This window comes from Bradyrhizobium sp. TM233 (genome assembly GCF_036247965.1).
Taxonomy (GTDB): domain Bacteria; phylum Pseudomonadota; class Alphaproteobacteria; order Rhizobiales; family Xanthobacteraceae; genus Bradyrhizobium; species Bradyrhizobium ottawaense.
Genome location: NZ_BTIG01000003.1, coordinates 417,227 through 433,975, shown reverse-complemented (window position 1 = coordinate 433,975; position 16,749 = coordinate 417,227). Strand labels below are relative to the sequence as shown.

Sequence of the window (16,749 nt, the reverse complement as noted above, 5' to 3'; positions counted from 1 at the left end):
CTCCGTACCATCAGACGTCTTCATTGTGGGCAAGGTTCAAACAGGGGTGGGATAGACCTGACAGCGGCGCGGAATCGTTCTAGAAGAGCGGCTTCGCTTGGGCTCCTCCAGCCTCGTTCGCGTCCTCCTTTACTTGATCATGCCAGCCATCTCCTCGCAAAAACCCTACCGCGTCGGCCGCTCCAAGACCGGACTCGGCCTCTTCGCCACCAAGCCGATCAAGAAGGGCACCCGGATCATCCGCTATTACGGACCGATCCTGGATTCGCGGATCCCCGAGCAGGACGACATCGAGAACAAGTACCTGTTCGAGCTCAACGGCCGCTGGACCATCGACGGTTCGGTGCGCAAGAATCTGGCCCGCTACATCAACCATTCCTGCCGGCCCAACGCCGAGTCCGACGTCCGGCCGCGCGAGCGCAAGGTCTTCATCCGCGCCATCAGGAACATCGAGCCGGGTGACGAGATCAACTATGATTACGGCACCGACTATTTCAAAGCCTATCTGAAGCCGATCGGTTGCAAGTGCGAGTCTTGCGAGAAGAAGCGCAAGAAGCTGCGCGCCGAGGCGCGGGCCGAGCGCGCCAAGGTGAAGGCGCGCACGGAAGCCAAGGCCAAGAAGGCGGGCACGAAAAGCACGGCAAAAAAGAAGAAGCTGAACGGCAAGCACTTCGCCGGCAAGGTCGGCCGGGCGAGGGCGTAGTCGCAGGCGATGGCCGCGAATGATGCGCGGCCAAGCCCGGGCCTCACGCCGCCACCGCACTCGCGCTTCTTCGCAATCCCACATATTGCAGCTCGGCGAACACGCCGGTGGCGATCGCCTGCGCCACGACCATGAGCTCGCCGGCAAGGTTCGGCGACACCGCGCCCGAGAGCAGCAGCGCAATGCTGCCGACCGTCCAGGCCGCATTGCCGATCACGACCAGCAGCACGAGCGCCTTCGCCACCGAGGCGCGTGACGCCAGCCAGCCGACCAGCGCGGCGTAGGCGATCAGGAACAGGCCGGTCTCGCGCAGCAGCGCTTCCGGCAGGTTGAACAGCGTCGCGAACGCGCTCGCGCCGAAGCTGAAGCCGAGGGCGGCGACGCCGCTGAAGATGGCATCGGCAAGCAGCGCGCGGCGCAGGAAGGTGGAAGTGTCGATCATCGGAGGTCTCCGTGGTTGGGGTGGGCTCGGGGTGAAACTCAGTGCCGTCCGCGCCACCAGGCGCGGACCAGGCGGGCGAGGCGGAACGGACAGAGGCTCCTGCCGACGCCGTGCTCGAAGGCCGTGACCTGCGCGAGCACATAGTCGCCGGTCGAGTGCACCAGCGGCTCGGGCATGTTGAGGCTGCGCGCCAGCATCCGCGTTGCGAAGGCCATGGCCCAGGGAACAAGGTGGTCTGCGACGGTCCGGTAGAGCAGCAGCGCGATCATGGTCATCTCCTGTCGCCGATGAAGATGCGCGCGCCGGCGCGCCAATTCGATTACCTCGCGGGTAATGGAAGGGCCGAAATCCGCATGCTAGGTTTCTGGTCATGAACGCACATGCATCCACGGCGCAGGCCGACCGCAGCCAGCCGGTTCACATCGGCGACCATTTGCGCGAATGGCGGCAGCGCCGCCGCATGAGCCAGCTCGATCTCGCGGGCGAGGCCGAAATATCGGCGCGTCACCTCAGCTTCGTCGAGACCGGCCGCGCCGCGCCCTCGCGCGACATGGTGCTGCGGCTCGCCGAGCGTCTCGACGTGCCCTTGCGCGAACGCAACGTGCTGCTGGTCGCGGCCGGCTACGCGCCGGCGTTTCCGCAGCGCCAGCTGGAGGACCCGGCCTTGAAATCAGCCCGCCAGGCGATCGATCTCGTGCTGAGGGCGCATGAGCCCAATCCCGCGCTCGCGGTGGACCGGCACTGGAACCTGGTGTCGGCCAACCGCATGGTGGCGCCGCTGCTCGACGGCATTCCGCAGCGGCTGCTCGGTCAGCCCTTCAACGTGCTGCGGCTCGCCTTTCATCCCGAGGCACTGGCGCCGCGCACGGTCAATCTCGCGGAGTGGTGCGGCCACCTTTTGGAGCGTCTGCACCGGCAGTGCGAAGTGACGGCCGATCCTGAGCTGATCAAGCTCTACAACGATCTCAAGAGCTACCCCATCCCGGCGCGCGCGGGGCCGCTGTCGAGCGACAATGTCGCGATCCCGTTCAAGCTGCGCCACGGCGGGGAGATACTAAGTTTCTTCTCCACCACCATGGTGTTCGGCACGCCCGTCGATATCACCCTGTCGGAGCTGGCGCTGGAGACCTTCTTCCCGGCCGACGAGCGCACCGCAGAGCGGCTGAGGCAGATCGCGGCAGCCATGACCTAGAGCCCTTGACCTAGAGCCCTTGACCTGGAGCCCTTGGCGCCCTTGCCTCCGAGCGGCTTCGGCTTATCTTTGGGCCAACCTTGATCGCCCGAAGGAGGCGCCTGACATGAGCACGCTGAAACCGCTCCAGATCGACGTCGTCTCCGACGTGGTGTGCCCCTGGTGCTATATCGGCAAGCACCGGATCGAGAGCGCGCTGGCGCTCGTGCCAGACGTCCCGGTCAAGCTCAATTTCCGCCCGTTCTTCCTCAATCCCTGGGTGCCGCGCGAGGGCATCAGCCGCGAGGCCTATCTCACCCAGAAGTTCGGCTCGGTCGAGGCCTATAAGGGCATTGCCGGGCGCGTCGTTGCGGCCGCAAGCGAGGAGGGCCTGCTCTACAAGCCCGAGCTGGTGGCGCGTCAGCCCAACACCACCGACTGCCATCGCCTCATCCTGTGGGCGGAAGCGATCGGCAAGGCGCCCGAGATGAAGCAGCGCCTGATGGAGCTGTATTTCCGCGACGGCGGCGATCTCACCGATGTGAACGTGCTGGTGCAGGCGGCCGCCGATGTCGGCCTCGATGCCGAGGACGTGCGCCGGCGCCTTGCCACCGACGAAGACGTCGCGCGCGTTTCGGCCGACGCGCAGGAAGCCGCCGAGAAGGGAATCTCGGGCGTGCCGACCTACGTCTTCGCGCAGAAATACGCCGTCTCCGGCGCGCAGGATCCGAACCTGCTCGCGCGCGCCATCCGCCAGGTCTCCGCGGAGATCAACGCGCAGGCGGCGGAGTAGCTTCCCTTATTTGCGGAGCCGGCGGACCAGGCGCCGCGCGCTTTCGTGCGCGGCGTTGAGGCCGACCAACGCCCCGTGCACCAGCGCCACGACCGGATCGTGCCGCCGCAGCGGGATCAGCACGTCGCCGACCGCAAAACGCCCGCGCCAGATCGGGTTGATCATGGGGTGATCGGCGCTGGCGGTGGAATCCGCGCTGGCGATGGCGGGATCGGCGCAGAGATGGCGGGTGAGCTCGATTGTGAGCTGCACGCCCGGCGAATATCTTGCGAAGCGCTCGTCGATGCCGAGCTTGAAGAAAAAGGCGCGGTCCTGATGGCGCAGCACGATGCCGGCGGCCACTGGTGTCGTGCCGGCGCGAAGCGTGATGATCTCGCACTGCGCAGTCTCCGCCAGCGCCGGGACGGCTCGGCGGATGAAGGTCGCATCGCCCGCATGCTGCACCAGCGCAGTGCCGCGCTTGCCCTTCCAGCCGCTGGCCTCGAGCTGCAGGAACGTTTCGAGCGCGGGTCTGATCTCGTCAGGCCTGCGTGCGACGTCGAACGTAACAGGGCCGTGCTCTTCGAGGCGATGGCGTTGTCGGCGCAGCTCCTTGAGCTTCTTGGCGCCGAGTGCGTCGCGCAGCAGCGTTTCGTCATCCTGTGTCGCATCAAGGCTGGCGCGCATGTAGGAGGACAGCACGCGCGGCTTCAGGCCGTCGCGGCTCAGGACCTGCTTGAGCGCAGTCATCGCGGCGCCGTCGAGCGCGACGTCGTTCAGCACGAGCGCACGCGCGCCGGCCTCGCGGGCCCGCTGCAACAGCCGCGCGGCCGCCTCGATCGGGGCGTCGCGGTCGATCAGCGGGCTGCACAGCGTGCCGTAGGGATGCGCGCTCACCAGCGCGGGCAGGGGAATTTTGAGCGCGTGCCACAGCGAGACCACAGGCATCAGCCCGATCAGCCGCGTCGAAGAGCCGTCGAATGCGGGCAGCGCCGAGGCTGAGCTGCGGCCGCGCGCGGTTGCGCTGACCGCGAGCTCCCAGGCGGGCAAATAATATCCGTTCGGCTCGATCGCCCGCTGCGCGAGCGCGCGCCACTGGCCGGGATCGATCGCAATGAGCGGGACGCGCGCCGCCATGGCATCCGTTCTCGATGCCGCATGGATCGCTGCCTGCTGCGCGATGTCGACCACGTCCCCTCGTCCGTTCACGCGGGCAAAGGCCGCGTCACGTGGCCATGCTTAGCGCAAAGATTGGAAAATACCGTTGGCGCGCCGCTTCAATTCGAACGGTAATGTTAACGTCTCGTTGAGCATCCGGTGCCGGATGCTCAACGCAGATCCCTATTTGTCGCCGGGCAGGAAGTGATCACGGGCGCTCGCCCGTCCGCCGCTGGCGGTATCGGTGATCGCAACCTCGAGATCGCGCGAGCTCTTCGGCAGATCGGCGGGCCCGACCTGCACCGACAGCCTGACCTCGCGGGTCTGGTCCTGCCCGACCTCGACGACGGGCTTGCCACCGGGGGCGGCTTCGATGCCGGCAACCCGAATGCTCGCGCCGGGCAGTCCGGAGACCTCGATCGCAAACGATCGCTGTGCGCCCTTGTTGAGAATGCGCACGGTGTAATCGTTGCGGACCCCGCCGTCCGAGAGCTGAACGAACAGCGGATTGCGCTCGTGCAGCACGTTGACGTCCATGGTCGCGCGTGTGGCGAGGGTGTAGACCATGATGGTGCCGACGATGGCAATGGCTGCGGTATAGATCAGCGTGCGCGCGCGGACGATGCGATAGATCGGCGGCTCGCCGTCGCGCCGGCGCTGCATGTTGATGTCGGTGTCGTAGCCGATCAGGCCCTTGGGCCGTCCGATCTCTTGCATGACGTTGTCGCAGGCGTCGATGCACAGGCCGCACTGGATGCAGCCGAGCTGGATGCCGTGGCGGATGTCGACGCCGGTCGGGCAGACGTTGATGCATTGGTGGCAGTCGACGCAATCGCCGGCGAAATCGCCATGGGCGCGGGCAGCTTCCGCTTTCTTCACCGACATGCGCGGCTCGCCGCGGTCGCGGCGATAGGTGACGTTGAGCGCCCATTCGTCGGTCAGGGCTGCCTGGATGCGCGGCCACGGGCACATGTAGATGCACATCTGCTCGCGGGCGTGGCCGGCGAAGACGTAGGTCGTCGCGGTCAGGATGCCGATCCAGAGATAGGCGATGAACGGGGCCTGGAAGGTGGCGAGCTCCTTCACCAGCGTCGGCGCGTCGTCGAAATACAGCACCCAGGCGCCGCCGGTCCACCAGGCGATCATGATCCAGAGAAAATGCTTCAGCGCCACCTTTCGGATGTGGTCGAACGTCCAGTAGCGCTTGTCGCCCTGCATGCGCTCGCGCCGGTCGCCTTCGACCCAGCGCTCGACGGCGTAGAACAAGTCGGTCCACACGGTCTGCGGGCACAAATAGCCGCACCACAGTCGCCCCGCGACCGCGTTCATCAGGAACAGTGCCATCGCCGCGATGATGAGCAGACCGGTGAAGTAATACACCTCCTGCGGCCACAGCTCGATGAAGAAGAAATAGAAGCGGCGATGCGGCAAGTCGATCAGCACGGCCTGGTCGGGCAAGCCGGGGCCGCGATTCCAGCGCACGAACGGCAAGAGATAATAGATCCCGAGCGTGACGCACAGGATCGCCCATTTGATGCGGCGGAACGGCCCGTGGACCGATTGCGGATAGACCTTCCTGCGCTTCTCGTAGAGAGGCCCCTCGATGAAGGTGTCGTCGGTCATGGCAAATTCCCCCGCATCACTGGCTGCATCCGCGCGTGTTCAGGAGAACGCGCAGCCGCTGCTCAGGCCCAGCTTCCTGAACACGATCGCTGCCGGGCAGAAGCCCGTGAACGAGGCCTGCAACATGTTCAGCCCGGCGAACGCCGTCAGCAGGTACCAATACGCATTCACATAGGTGCCCAGTGCGAGACCGAGCAGGACGACGAACCCCGCAAAGGCGAGGACGGCTCTATCGACATTCATGGCAGGCTCCTTCTACTTTCGAACAGGTCAGGTTGGTTTCGGTCCAGGCGACGGATGCTGCGCGCATCCATCGCGCCGGAATGGCGTGTCGTGCTCAGGTGCCGGTTCGGACCTCCTTGAGCTTGGCGATGTTCAGCTTGTCGAGAACGAAGCGCTCGTAGAACGGCTCGCTCTCGCCGCGCCGCATCTTGCGCAGGAAGTATTTCTCGAACGCGACCTTGGCGAGGTGCACCCATTCGCCCTTGGAGGACCAATTGACGTTGCGCGGCGGGATCTGCGGCTGCGCGAGGAAGGCGACGCCGGAATCGCCGAAGTCGGCGAGGCAGATCGCGTTCCAGGTCGGCTGCGCCGTCGGCGCCTTGCCGCGGAGCAGGGCGCCGATGTTCATCGCGGTCGCCGTCACCATGGATTCGATCATGAAGCCGGTCTTGGGGACGCCCACCGGTACCGGTGTCGCGCCGACCGGCGCAATCGCGACGCAGACGCCGACGGCAAAGACATTGGGGAAGGTGGGGTTCTGTTGGTGCTTGTCGACGATGACGAAGCCGCGCGGATTGGTCAGCTTCTCGATGCCGCGCACCGCCTCGACGCCGCGAAAGGCGGGCAACATCATCGAATAGACGAATGGCAGCTCATGAGCCTTGCGGGACGTGCCGTCGTCGGAAAACTCCTCCACCGTCATCAGGCCGGGGGCGACGTTGTCGATGCGGGCGTTGGTGATCCACTTGATGTGCTTCTCCCGCATCTCGCTTTCCAGGAGACCCTTGGTATCCCCGACGCCGTCGAGACCGAGGTGGCCGATATACGGCTCCGAGGTGACGAACGTCATCGGCACCCGGTCGCGCAGCTTGCGGCGGCGCAGTTCGGTCTCCAGGATGAAGAGGAACTCGTAGGCCGGGCCGAAGCAGGAGGCGCCCTGAACGGCGCCGATCACGACCGGGCCGGGATTGGCCGCGAGCTGCTCGAAGGCGTCGCGGGCATGCGCGGCGTGATCGACGTGGCAGATCGACTGGGTATGGCCCTGCGGCCCGAGGCCCGGGATTTCGTCGAAGGCAAGTTCGGGACCGGTCGCGACGACCAGATAATCATAGTCGATCGAGGTGCCGTCGCCGAGCTCGATACGGTTCTCCTCCGGGTGGACGCGCTTTGCGCCCTGCGTCAGCAGCCGCACGCCCTTGCGTTTCATGATGTCCGCGAGATCGATCTCGATCTCCTCGCGCTTGCGCCAGCCGACGGCCACCCAGGGATTCGAAGGCACGAAATGATAGACCGCGCCTTGCGAGATGACGCTGAGGCGGTCCTCCTTTCGCAACTGGGGTAGTAATTCATAGGCCATCAGCGTTCCGCTCAGACCGGCTCCGACTACGACAACTTCCGCCATGGGTTCCTCCGTTGGATCAGGCCGCTTCACCGGTTCTGTGCCGGTTGTCGTGCAGCGCTTGACTATATATTCGCAATTGCGTATATACGCAAGTATGAAAATAAATAGCGAGATCATGGAGCGGGCGGCGGACCAGGCGAGCGAGTTGCTCAAGGCGCTCTCGAACCGTCACCGTCTTCTCATCATCTGCCAGTTGATCGACGGTGAGCGGTCGGTCGGCGAGCTGGCCGAGTTCCTGAGCCTGCGCGACTCCACGGTCTCCCAGCATCTTGCGCTCCTTCGCAAGGATGGCCTGGTCGCCGCCAGGCGCGATGCGCAGACGATCTTCTATTCGATCGCCAGCGAGCCGGCCCGCGAGATCCTGAAGACGCTTTACCAGGTGTTTTGCGCGCCGAAGTCCGCAAGGACGAGGTGAAGCTTAGGAGTGGGCGGGAGGGCGCGCCTTGCGCGAGATCAACGCGCCTTCGCCCGATGTCGATGAAATGAGAGGGCACCGCGGCGCGGTGTGATGAACCGATGACGACACGAATGTGTCCTTTGCAATATCTGGCGCGCCTGGGGCTTCTGGCCGCGTGGGCGGCGATCGGAGTACCGGCGGGGTCCGCTGCCGCCGCGGGAACGCTGACCGTTGCGCAGCAGACGGTCAGCGACGAGAAGGCCGTCTTCGCGACCGTCGAGAGCATCAGCGTGGTTCCCGCGCGCGGCCGCATCGGCGGGACCGTCGTTCAGCTCAAGGTGCGGGAAGGCGATCGCGTCACCGCAGGCCAGGTCATCGCGGCGATCGGCGACGAGAAGCTGGTCCTGCAGATGAAATCGCTCGATGCGCAGATCGAGGCGCTGCAGGCCCAGGCCAGGCAGGCGCAGCTCGACTTCACCCGGACCGAAGGACTGGTCGAGCGCGGTATTCTGCCGCGCGTCAAGCTCGACGAGCAGCGCACGGCGCTCAACGTCGCCGACAACGGCCTGCGCGCCAGGACTGCGGAGCGTGCCGTCATCAACGAGCAGCTCAACCAGGGACAGGTGCTCGCGCCCGCGGACGGGCGCGTGTTGAAGCGGCTGATCACCCTGGGGTCCGTCGTGCTCGCCGGCGACCCGATCGTGACGGTCGCCGAGCAGAATTTCAAGTTGCGGCTGCGCGTGCCGGAGCGCCACGCGCGCTCCTTGAAGGCCGGCGACAGGGTCCGCGTCGATGGCGCGGAGCTGGGGGGAGAAGCTTCGAAACGGGGCGTGATCGACCTCGTCTATCCCCAGATCGAGGAGGGGCGCGTCATTGCGGACGCGACCGTCGAGGGGCTCGGCGAATATTTCGTCGGCGATCGCTTGCGGGTCTGGATCGCCGGCGGCGCGCGGCCGGCCTTCGTCATTCCGTCCAGCTATGTGACGACGCGGTTCGGAATCGACTACGTCCAGCTCCGGAAAGGCAACGAGACGATCGACGTGCCCGTGCAGCGCGGCCGCGACATGCCGACGCCTTCGCTCCCCGACGGGCTCGAGATCCTCTCGGGCATCCAGGCCGGTGACCAATTGGTGCGGCCGTGAATCTCGGTCTGTCAGGACGGTTGACCCGGTCGACCATCGCATCGCCGCTGACGCCGCTGTTCCTGATCGGGGCGCTCGTGGTGGGGCTGATCGCGGTCGTGGTGATCCCGCGCGAGGAAGAGCCGCAGATCAGCGTCCCCATGGTGGACATCCGCGTCAATGCCGACGGCCTGCGCGCGCCCGACGCGGTGGAACTGGTGAGCAAGCCGCTGGAATCGATCGTCAAGGGCATCGACGGCGTCGAGCACGTCTATAGCCAGACCGAGGACGACCGCGTGATGGTCACCGCGCGGTTCCTGGTCGGCACCAAGTTCGAGGATGCCATCCTCAGGGTGCACGAGAAGATCCGCGCCAATCTCGACCGCATTCCCGTCGGCATCCCGGAGCCGCTGATCGTAGGCCGGGGCATCAACGACGTCGCGGTGACGGTGCTCACGCTGTCGCCGAAGCCGGAAGCCGCCAGCCGTTGGACCGACAAGGACATCTACGAGCTCGCCGACAAGCTGCGCGCGGAGCTGATGAAGGTCGATGACATCGGCCTGACCTACATCTCCGGCGGCGCGGCGCAACAGATTCGGGTCGAGCCCGATCCGGAGAAGCTATCGCTGTTCGGGATCACGCTGCAGCAGCTCGTGGCCAAGGTGAAGGACGCCAACCGCTCGTTCCTGGCCGGGCAGGTCCGCGATGCCGGCATCGTGCGGAGCGTCGTGGCGGGGCAGACGCTGTCCGGCATTCCCGACATCGGACTATTGCTGATCACGAGCCGTGACGGCCGGCCGGTCTATGTCAAGGACGTCGCTTCCGTCGTCGTCGGGCCGAGCACTGTCGAGCATCGGGTCTGGACGGATTCGCGCGAGGCCGGTGGGCAGTGGGCGCGGACGCCTGCCGTCAGCCTGGCGCTGGCCAAGCGGGCCGGTGCGAACGCGGTCGTAGTCTCCGAGAACATCGCCAAACGCCTCGAAGGCTTGAAGTCGCGCCTGATCCCCGAAGATATCCAGGTGACGGTGACGCGCGACTACGGCGAGACCGCCAACGAGAAGGCCAACGAGCTCTTGTTCCACCTGGGCCTCGCGACCGTCTCGATCGTCGTCCTGATCGCGATCGCGATTGGCTGGCGCGAGGCGCTGGTGACCTTCGTCGTGATTCCCACGACGATCCTGCTCACGATGTTCGCCGCCAATTTGATGGGCTACACCATCAACCGCGTCAGCCTGTTCGCGCTGATCTTCTCCATCGGCATTCTCGTCGACGACGCCATCGTCGTCGTCGAGAACATCGCGCGGCATTGGGGCATGCGCGACGGCCGGCCGCGCCTGCAGGCGACCATCGAGGCGGTGGCGGAGGTCGGCAATCCCACCATCGTGGCGACCTTGACCGTGGTCGCGGCGCTGTTGCCGATGCTGTTCGTGTCGGGCCTGATGGGCCCCTATATGGCGCCGATCCCGGCCAACGCGTCGGCGGCCATGCTGTTCTCGTTCTTCGTCGCGATGGTGGTCGCGCCCTGGCTGATGCTCAAGCTCGCGCCGAAGGGCGAGGTTGCCTCCGCGCATGCGGCGCACGACGAAGGCCGGCTCGGCCGGCTCTACCGGCGCTTCGCCACGCCGATCGTGCGGAGCAAACGGTCGGCCTGGATATTCCTGCTCGGCGTCGGCATCGCGACGCTGCTGTCGATGACGCTGTTTGCGACTAAGTCGGTCACGGTCAAGCTGCTGCCGTTCGACAACAAGTCCGAAATCGCCGTGGTTGTCGACCTTCCGGAAGGAGCGAGCCTGGAAGCGACCGAGCGCACGCTGTTCGGCGCGGCCGAGATCGCGCGGCAATTGCCGGAGGTCACCTCGCTGCAATCCTACGCCGGCACGCCCGCTCCCTTCAATTTCAACGGCCTTGTGCGGCATTATTACTTGCGCCAGAGGCCCGAGCTCGGCGAGGTACAGGTCAACCTGACCGCGCGCGGCGAGCGCAAGCGCGCAAGCCATGAGATCGCGCTCGAGCTGCGCGAGAAGCTGAAGGCGCTCGACCCGCCCGCCGGCACCAGCATCAAGGTCGTCGAGGTGCCGCCCGGGCCGCCGGTGCTGTCGACGCTGCTCGCCGAGGTCTACGGTCCCGATGCGACCACGCGCCGTGCGGTCACGGCCGAGCTGAAGAAGGTGTTCGCGGAAGTGCCGTTCATCGTCGACGTCGACGATTCCATCGGCGAGAAGCGGCCGCGGCTGCGGCTCTCGATCGACCAAGACCGGCTCGAGTTCTTCGGCGTCGAGCAGCGCGACGTCTACGACACCATCCAGGCGCTGTTCGGCGGCATCTCGATCGGCTATTCGCATCGCGGCGAGGACCGCAACCCGATCGAGATCGCAGTGCATCTCGGAAAGCGCGATCTGGTCTGGGACGAGGCTCTGGCCTCGACGCCAGTGCCGGCCAACACGTTGCCCGGCAGCAAGACGGTGGTCGAGCTCGGTCAGGTCGTGAAGGCGACCCTGGAGGAGGGCTCGCCGACGATCTTCCGCCGCGACGGCCGCTTCGCCGACATGGTGATGGCCGAACTCGCCGGGCGCTTCGAAGCGCCGCTTTACGGCATGCTCGCGGTTGCCGATCGTGTGGAGGCCCATGATTGGGGCAAGCTCCCGAAGCCCGCGATCAGCCTGCACGGCCAGCCGGCGGACGAGTCGCGACCCACGCTGCTGTGGGACGGCGAATGGGAGATCACCTGGGTGACCTTCCGCGACATGGGTGCCGCCTTCGGTGCAGCCATCCTCGGCATCTACGTGCTGGTCGTCGCCCAGTTCAGGAGTTTTCGTCTGCCGCTCGTCATCCTGACGCCGATCCCGCTGACGCTGATCGGCATCCTGATCGGGCACTGGCTGCTGGGGGCGCCGTTCACCGCGACCTCGATGATCGGCTTCATCGCGCTGGCCGGCATCATCGTGCGCAATTCGATCCTGCTGGTCGATTTCATCCGGCACAGCGGCGCAGACGGCAAGTCGCTTCGCGAGGTGGTGCTGGAGGCCGGCGCGGTCCGCTTCAAGCCGATCCTGCTCACCGCGCTCGCCGCCATGATCGGGGCCGCGACCATCCTGCTCGATCCGATCTTTCAGGGATTGGCGATCTCGCTCCTGTTCGGGCTTGCCTCATCAACGCTGCTCACCGTGCTGGTGATTCCCGCGATCTATATCGCCTTGCGCGCCCCGCGCGAGGCGGCGCCGACCACAGCCAAATCCAGCTAACGAGGGTCCAATGGACAAGAACTATGTCGACATCACCAGGAACATCTCGGCCAATCTGAAGAAGCTGCGAAGCGACATTCCCGATACGATGAAGGGATTTTCCGCACTCGCCCAGGCCGCCACGCGGGACGGCGCGCTGGACAAGAAGACCAAGGAGCTGATGGCGCTGGCGCTCGGCGTCGCCGCGCATTGCGATGGCTGCATCGGCTTTCACGCCGAGGCGCTCGTCAAGCTCGGTGCGACCCGCGAAGAGATCGAGGAGACGCTCGGCATGGCCGTGTATATGGGCGGCGGGCCGTCGCTGATGTATGCGGCGGACGCGATCGCGGCCTACGAGCAGTTCCAGCAGCAAACCGCTTCCGGCTGAGCGGCGCCGTCGGCTGCCTGACACGAAAAGGACCGGGCGACGATCGTCGTCCGGTCCTTTTGCCTTACCTTGCGGTCATTACCAGCGGTCGTCGCCCACGCCGACGCCGACGCTGACGCCGGGCGCGCGAATGCCGACGCCGCCGCGCGGCCCGTCATCCCAGTCGTGATGATACGTCCGCCGCTCATAGTAGCGTTCGCGCGGCATGGAATTGTAGGAATCGCGCACGATCACGCGCGAGCCGCCGCGCGTGCGATAGCAGCGGCCGGCGTCGTCGCAGACAAGCCGAACCTGCTGAACCAGATCCGGATTGGTGTACTCGCTGCTCGTGTAGATATCGGAAGCCTTCGCGCCCGAGACGGCTGCCAGAGCGCCGACGCCCGCCAACAGCGCAATCGTAAATGTCTTCATCATGTCCTCCTCCGAACTGCCCTTGCCGGTAACAAGAAGGGGAGGCGGCGATCGTTCCCGGCTCTAATGCTGGTTTTTCCCGGAACCACCGTCTTTGCGGTCCTAGATCGGCTCGTAGGTCTCCGTTCCGCAGATATCGTCGGCTTCCGCGCGCCGGCGGTCGACCACCTTTCCGCCTGATATCGTCACGATGTAGGTCTGGGCGCCGAGCGAGGTCCCGGTCGCGGAGGTGAGCTGGGCGCGGACGCAGGCGGTCCAGCCCGGCCCGCGCACCTCCCGATGGGGTGAAGCGACGTGCACCTCGCGCGGATAGGAGGTGGCGAGGAAGACGACGTCGATCTGCTCGCGCACCAGGCGCTTGACGTCGGGAGGCGCTTCGGGCGGCGGCTGCTCGGTTTCCTTCATGCGCATGAATTCCGGCACTGGCGCGCGGCTGTCGGCAATGCCGCAGCCGCCGAGCGCGAGCGCGGCGGCGAGCAGCGCCGCATGAGCAATGATCCGCAACATCCGTGAAGGTCCCCTGCGGGCCAACAGATAGGCAGGAATGCGATCCGGCGAAGTCCCCGGCGATCAAGATTTGCTGAAGTCTTATGGAAGCCTGGGAGCTCGCGGCATTTCATATTCCGGAATTGCAGGCTAAGTTTGTACCCCAGACGAGGGGGATTGCACCAATGAGGATTTTGGTCATCGCGGCCGCGGTCATGGCACTGACGGTCGCCTCGGCGCAGGCGCAGGGCCGGCGGCCATCCAATGACGCATCCAAACCGGCGGACAACAAGCCCAAGGTCGACGAGAAAGCCTACAAGGCTGCGCTCGAGCGTATTCCCGAGCCCAAGGACAAGTACGACCCGTGGGGCGGGGCTCGTCCGAGCGAACCCGCCAAGAAGCCGAAATAGAGCGAGGGAAACGTTGCGGACCGGCCGGCGAATTCCGATCGGGCTCGTTGCGCTGCTGCTGATTGCGGTGCGGCCAAGCGCGGCCTGGGAGAGTTGGGGCGGCGATGCCGGCGGCTCGCGCTTCTCGCCACTGCAACAGATCACGCCCGACAATGTCGGCAATCTGGTTCGGGCCTTCGAATTCCGCACCGGCGATCTTGCGGTGCGCCCGCCGGAGGTGATGCGGCGAACCAAATTCCAGGCAACGCCGCTGTTCGTCGAGGACAGCCTGATCTTCTGCTCGCCCTTCAACGAGGTGATTGCACTCGATCCCGGCACGGGCGCGCAGAAATGGCGCTACGATCCGAAGATCGCGACCAATCAGCGTCCCGCCAATCGTTACGTCTGCCGCGGCGTCACCCACTGGACCGACGATGAGGTGCCCGCGGATGCCGCCTGTCGATCGCGCATCTTCATGGGCACGAACGACGTTCGCCTGATCGCGCTGGACGCGAAGACGGGAATTCCCTGTGCCGGTTTCGGCAATGGCGGCGAGGTGAAGCTCGATATCGGTGTTGCCCTGGAATGGCCCGGTGAATTCCAGATCACCTCGCCGCCCGCCGTCGGCCGGGGTGTCGTCGTGGTCGGCTCCTCGATCTCCGACAACCGACGCGTCGATGCGCCGAGCGGCGTCGTACGTGCGTTCGACGCGCGCAGCGGCCGGGCGCGCTGGAGCTTCGAGCCGCTCAAGCGCGACGGCATCGAAGCCGGGCACGCCAATGTCTGGGCGCCAATGTCGGTCGACGCGGCGCGCGGCCTGGTGTTCCTGCCGACGTCCTCGCCGTCGCCGGATTTCTGGGGCGGCAAGCGGCCTGGCAACAACGAGCATGCCAATTCGGTGGTCGCGCTGCGCATCGAGACCGGCGAGCTCGCATGGGCATTTCAGACCGTGCATCACGACGTCTGGGATTACGATCTGGCGGCGCAGCCGACGCTCGCGCGCCTCGATGCGGCTGACGGCCAGCGCGACGTCGTGATCCAGCCGACCAAGCAGGGTTTTGTCTTCGTGCTCGACCGCGATACCGGCAAGCCGGTCTGGCCGGTGGAAGAACGCGCGGTGCCGCAGGGCGGCGCGGAAGGGGAGACGTTGTCGCCGACGCAGCCGTTTCCGACGCATGTGCCGGCGCTGACGTCGCAGACGATCTCGACCGACGACGCGCTCTCGCCGTTGCCGGAGCTGCGCCGCTCGTCCTGCGAGCGCCAGTTCACGGAGGCGCGCAACGAAGGTCTGTTCACGCCGCCTTCCGTGCGGGGCACGCTGGAGTTTCCCTTCACCGGCGGTGGCGTGAACTGGGGCAGCGCGGCCTTCGATCCGGTCCGGCAGATCCTCTATGCCAACACCGGGCGCGCCGTTCATCTCATCAGGCTGATCCCGCGCGCCGAGGCCGCCGGGTACAACCCGCCGCCGGGGCATGATTTCGGCCAGCAGCGCGGCGCGCCGTTTGCGATGTCGCGCGCGGTGATGATGTCGCCGCTCGGTCTGCTCTGCAACAAGCCGCCCTGGGGTGAGATGGTTGCGGTCGATCTGAAGGCCGGCAAGATCCTCTGGCGCTCGACGGTCGGCACCACCGAAGATCTGGCGCCGCTCGGCGCGCCGCTGCCCTGGGGCGCACCTCTCGTCAACGGACTGGCGGTCACGGCGGGCGGTCTCGTCTTCACCGGCGCGATGGATGCTTATCTGCGTGCCTTCGATGCGCGAAGCGGCAAGGAGTTGTGGCAGGGACGGCTGCCGGTGCCCGGCGTCGCCAATCCCATGACCTATCTGTGGAGGGGCGAGCAATATGTCGCGATCGGCGCCGGCGGCCACTCCGAAGCTGGCACCTCGATCGGCGACAGCGTGGTTGCGTTCCGCCTGGCGCGGCCGGGCGAGGCGCCGACATTGTGGTCGCGCACCATTGATCGTCCCGGTGGACGATTTTTCGGGGCATCCGCGGCGATCGGAATCGCAATCGCCGCGCTCGTGATCGCAAGCCTGCGCTGGCGTCGCCGTCGTCGTATCACGCAATCATAATCGTGTTGTGGATGCGATGCGAACGTTCGTTCACATCGAGCGCGCTATTGCACGAAGGCGAAGCCGACGCGCTTGTCACTGCGCCAAACTGTGCGACAATTCCGCACGAAATCGTCGCGCGCGATCGATAGCGTGAACGATTGCGGCAATGTGACGGGGGTGTCGAGGTCGATCGCCGCGCCGCCCGCCGACATGTTTCGCACGGTGCAGGGGATGCCGCTGTTTTCAAAGGTGATCGTTCCACCCTTGAAAACACGGTGCCGCTGCGCTGCACGCTTCTCGATCATCCGCGTTGGTCCATCATGATGATCGTGAATAGTGCATAGAAATTACGTTGAACTAAACTCAATACTGGCGCTACTTGCACAGCGCTTCAGACTTCGTTTACGACGTCGACGCGGAGAGTCTCTCCGCCGACTTTCCTCACACGCTTTTCTTTTGTGGCGCTACGCGCCGATGGAGATACTGATGAAGACCACGCTTTCGATTTTGCTCGCCGCCGCGTTCTCGCTGTCGTCGATGCCCGCCCACGCCGTCAAGTGGGACCTCTCGACCATGAGCTGCAAGCAGTTCCTCGAGAGCGGCGAAGACAATATCCAGGTCGTGCTGACCTGGATGGACGGCTGGTACAAGGGCGACGAGGACAACGCGATCATCGACACCGACGTGTTCATCGAGAACGCCAAGAAGTTCGGTGCCTATTGCGGAAAGAATCCGACCGCCAGCATCGTCACCGCAGCCGACGAAGTGCTCGGCAAATAATCCCGGCAAG

19 protein-coding genes are annotated in these 16,749 nt (G+C 65.7%); 10 read left to right on the top strand and 9 right to left on the bottom strand.

Annotation, left to right across the window (positions count from 1 at the left end; genetic code table 11):
- Positions 1 to 139: 139 nt before the first annotated feature.
- Positions 140 to 703 carry an SET domain-containing protein gene (locus AABA86_RS09230; RefSeq protein WP_212252869.1) on the top strand — a complete coding sequence of 188 codons (564 nt, stop codon included), beginning with the start codon at positions 140 to 142 and terminating at the stop codon, positions 701 to 703.
- Between the two features lie 43 nt (positions 704 to 746).
- Here AABA86_RS09230 and AABA86_RS09225 read toward each other — a convergent pair whose 3' ends face one another.
- Positions 747 to 1,145, bottom strand: coding sequence for a hypothetical protein (locus tag AABA86_RS09225; protein WP_338306516.1), 399 nt, complete (start codon positions 1,143 to 1,145; stop codon positions 747 to 749).
- A gap of 38 nt (positions 1,146 to 1,183) precedes the next feature.
- Positions 1,184 to 1,414 (bottom strand): hypothetical protein, encoded by a 231-nt coding sequence (locus AABA86_RS09220; RefSeq protein ID WP_212252865.1) that lies wholly within the window; start codon positions 1,412 to 1,414, stop codon positions 1,184 to 1,186.
- 101 nt (positions 1,415 to 1,515) lie between these two features.
- Between AABA86_RS09220 and AABA86_RS09215 the strand changes: the two genes are divergently transcribed.
- The gene (locus AABA86_RS09215) at positions 1,516 to 2,337 is read left to right on the top strand and encodes a helix-turn-helix domain-containing protein (protein ID WP_338306515.1); all 822 of its coding nucleotides are present in this window, start codon (positions 1,516 to 1,518) and stop codon (positions 2,335 to 2,337) included.
- Positions 2,338 to 2,443: 106 nt separating this feature from the next.
- Positions 2,444 to 3,109 carry a DsbA family oxidoreductase gene (locus tag AABA86_RS09210; protein WP_166468788.1) on the top strand — a complete coding sequence of 222 codons (666 nt, stop codon included), beginning with the start codon at positions 2,444 to 2,446 and terminating at the stop codon, positions 3,107 to 3,109.
- Between the two features lie 6 nt (positions 3,110 to 3,115).
- Here AABA86_RS09210 and AABA86_RS09205 read toward each other — a convergent pair whose 3' ends face one another.
- From AABA86_RS09205 to AABA86_RS09190, 4 genes are all read right to left on the bottom strand, one after another.
- Complete coding sequence (locus AABA86_RS09205; protein ID WP_338306514.1) at positions 3,116 to 4,279, bottom strand: GNAT family N-acetyltransferase; 1,164 nt, start codon at positions 4,277 to 4,279, stop codon at positions 3,116 to 3,118.
- Between the two features lie 150 nt (positions 4,280 to 4,429).
- On the bottom strand, positions 4,430 to 5,869 hold the full coding sequence (gene ccoG, locus AABA86_RS09200; protein WP_338306513.1) for a cytochrome c oxidase accessory protein CcoG: 1,440 nt from the start codon (positions 5,867 to 5,869) through the stop codon (positions 4,430 to 4,432).
- A gap of 39 nt (positions 5,870 to 5,908) precedes the next feature.
- Entirely contained in the window at positions 5,909 to 6,112 is a 204-nt protein-coding gene (locus AABA86_RS09195; protein ID WP_106951808.1) for a YgaP family membrane protein, read from the bottom strand.
- A 94-nt stretch (positions 6,113 to 6,206) separates the two neighbouring features.
- Positions 6,207 to 7,493 (bottom strand): NAD(P)/FAD-dependent oxidoreductase, encoded by a 1,287-nt coding sequence (locus AABA86_RS09190; RefSeq protein ID WP_338306512.1) that lies wholly within the window; start codon positions 7,491 to 7,493, stop codon positions 6,207 to 6,209.
- A 115-nt stretch (positions 7,494 to 7,608) separates the two neighbouring features.
- Here AABA86_RS09190 and AABA86_RS09185 point away from each other — a divergent pair, with 115 nt between their 5' ends.
- The 4 genes from AABA86_RS09185 (at position 7,609) to AABA86_RS09170 (ending at position 12,620) form a co-directional block, all read left to right on the top strand.
- Entirely contained in the window at positions 7,609 to 7,908 is a 300-nt protein-coding gene (locus AABA86_RS09185; protein WP_246550997.1) for an ArsR/SmtB family transcription factor, read from the top strand.
- A 113-nt stretch (positions 7,909 to 8,021) separates the two neighbouring features.
- Entirely contained in the window at positions 8,022 to 9,032 is a 1,011-nt protein-coding gene (locus AABA86_RS09180; protein WP_445083460.1) for an efflux RND transporter periplasmic adaptor subunit, read from the top strand.
- A complete protein-coding gene (locus tag AABA86_RS09175) occupies positions 9,029 to 12,253 on the top strand; it encodes an efflux RND transporter permease subunit (RefSeq protein ID WP_338306510.1) in 3,225 nt (1,074 codons plus the stop codon). Before AABA86_RS09180 ends, AABA86_RS09175 begins: the two co-directional genes overlap by 4 nt.
- Positions 12,254 to 12,263: 10 nt before the next feature.
- A complete protein-coding gene (locus AABA86_RS09170; protein ID WP_212252847.1) occupies positions 12,264 to 12,620 on the top strand; it encodes a carboxymuconolactone decarboxylase family protein in 357 nt (118 codons plus the stop codon).
- A gap of 78 nt (positions 12,621 to 12,698) precedes the next feature.
- On the opposite strand, the gene AABA86_RS09165 is transcribed toward AABA86_RS09170, so the two are convergent.
- A complete protein-coding gene (locus AABA86_RS09165; protein WP_338306509.1) occupies positions 12,699 to 13,034 on the bottom strand; it encodes a hypothetical protein in 336 nt (111 codons plus the stop codon).
- Positions 13,035 to 13,133: 99 nt separating this feature from the next.
- Positions 13,134 to 13,538, bottom strand: coding sequence for a hypothetical protein (locus AABA86_RS09160; protein ID WP_212252843.1), 405 nt, complete (start codon positions 13,536 to 13,538; stop codon positions 13,134 to 13,136).
- A gap of 164 nt (positions 13,539 to 13,702) precedes the next feature.
- On the opposite strand from AABA86_RS09160, the gene AABA86_RS09155 reads away from it, so the two are divergent.
- Complete coding sequence (locus tag AABA86_RS09155) at positions 13,703 to 13,927, top strand: hypothetical protein (protein ID WP_212252841.1); 225 nt, start codon at positions 13,703 to 13,705, stop codon at positions 13,925 to 13,927.
- Positions 13,928 to 13,940: 13 nt separating this feature from the next.
- On the top strand, positions 13,941 to 15,977 hold the full coding sequence (locus AABA86_RS09150; RefSeq protein ID WP_338306508.1) for a pyrroloquinoline quinone-dependent dehydrogenase: 2,037 nt from the start codon (positions 13,941 to 13,943) through the stop codon (positions 15,975 to 15,977).
- Between the two features lie 44 nt (positions 15,978 to 16,021).
- Here AABA86_RS09150 and AABA86_RS09145 read toward each other — a convergent pair whose 3' ends face one another.
- Positions 16,022 to 16,264, bottom strand: coding sequence for a PilZ domain-containing protein (locus AABA86_RS09145; RefSeq protein ID WP_338306507.1), 243 nt, complete (start codon positions 16,262 to 16,264; stop codon positions 16,022 to 16,024).
- Between the two features lie 181 nt (positions 16,265 to 16,445).
- On the opposite strand from AABA86_RS09145, the gene AABA86_RS09140 reads away from it, so the two are divergent.
- Positions 16,446 to 16,739, top strand: a complete 294-nt coding sequence (locus AABA86_RS09140; protein WP_026201704.1) for an HdeA family protein — start codon at positions 16,446 to 16,448, stop codon at positions 16,737 to 16,739.
- Positions 16,740 to 16,749: the final 10 nt, after the last annotated feature.

Coding starts and splice junctions, on each gene's coding strand:
- AABA86_RS09220 (WP_212252865.1), bottom strand. CDS start 1,414: ATGATCGCGCTGCTGCTCTACCGGACCGTCGCAGACCACCTTGTTCCC.
- AABA86_RS09165 (WP_338306509.1), bottom strand. CDS start 13,034: ATGATGAAGACATTTACGATTGCGCTGTTGGCGGGCGTCGGCGCTCTG.
- AABA86_RS09145 (WP_338306507.1), bottom strand. CDS start 16,264: ATGATCGAGAAGCGTGCAGCGCAGCGGCACCGTGTTTTCAAGGGTGGA.
- AABA86_RS09140 (WP_026201704.1), top strand. CDS start 16,446: ATGAAGACCACGCTTTCGATTTTGCTCGCCGCCGCGTTCTCGCTGTCG.
- AABA86_RS09180 (WP_445083460.1), top strand. CDS start 8,022: ATGTGTCCTTTGCAATATCTGGCGCGCCTGGGGCTTCTGGCCGCGTGG.
- AABA86_RS09230 (WP_212252869.1), top strand. CDS start 140: ATGCCAGCCATCTCCTCGCAAAAACCCTACCGCGTCGGCCGCTCCAAG.
- AABA86_RS09155 (WP_212252841.1), top strand. CDS start 13,703: ATGAGGATTTTGGTCATCGCGGCCGCGGTCATGGCACTGACGGTCGCC.
- AABA86_RS09160 (WP_212252843.1), bottom strand. CDS start 13,538: ATGTTGCGGATCATTGCTCATGCGGCGCTGCTCGCCGCCGCGCTCGCG.
- AABA86_RS09190 (WP_338306512.1), bottom strand. CDS start 7,493: ATGGCGGAAGTTGTCGTAGTCGGAGCCGGTCTGAGCGGAACGCTGATG.
- ccoG (WP_338306513.1), bottom strand. CDS start 5,869: ATGACCGACGACACCTTCATCGAGGGGCCTCTCTACGAGAAGCGCAGG.
- AABA86_RS09170 (WP_212252847.1), top strand. CDS start 12,264: ATGGACAAGAACTATGTCGACATCACCAGGAACATCTCGGCCAATCTG.
- AABA86_RS09185 (WP_246550997.1), top strand. CDS start 7,609: ATGGAGCGGGCGGCGGACCAGGCGAGCGAGTTGCTCAAGGCGCTCTCG.
- AABA86_RS09215 (WP_338306515.1), top strand. CDS start 1,516: ATGAACGCACATGCATCCACGGCGCAGGCCGACCGCAGCCAGCCGGTT.
- AABA86_RS09225 (WP_338306516.1), bottom strand. CDS start 1,145: ATGATCGACACTTCCACCTTCCTGCGCCGCGCGCTGCTTGCCGATGCC.
- AABA86_RS09210 (WP_166468788.1), top strand. CDS start 2,444: ATGAGCACGCTGAAACCGCTCCAGATCGACGTCGTCTCCGACGTGGTG.
- AABA86_RS09195 (WP_106951808.1), bottom strand. CDS start 6,112: ATGAATGTCGATAGAGCCGTCCTCGCCTTTGCGGGGTTCGTCGTCCTG.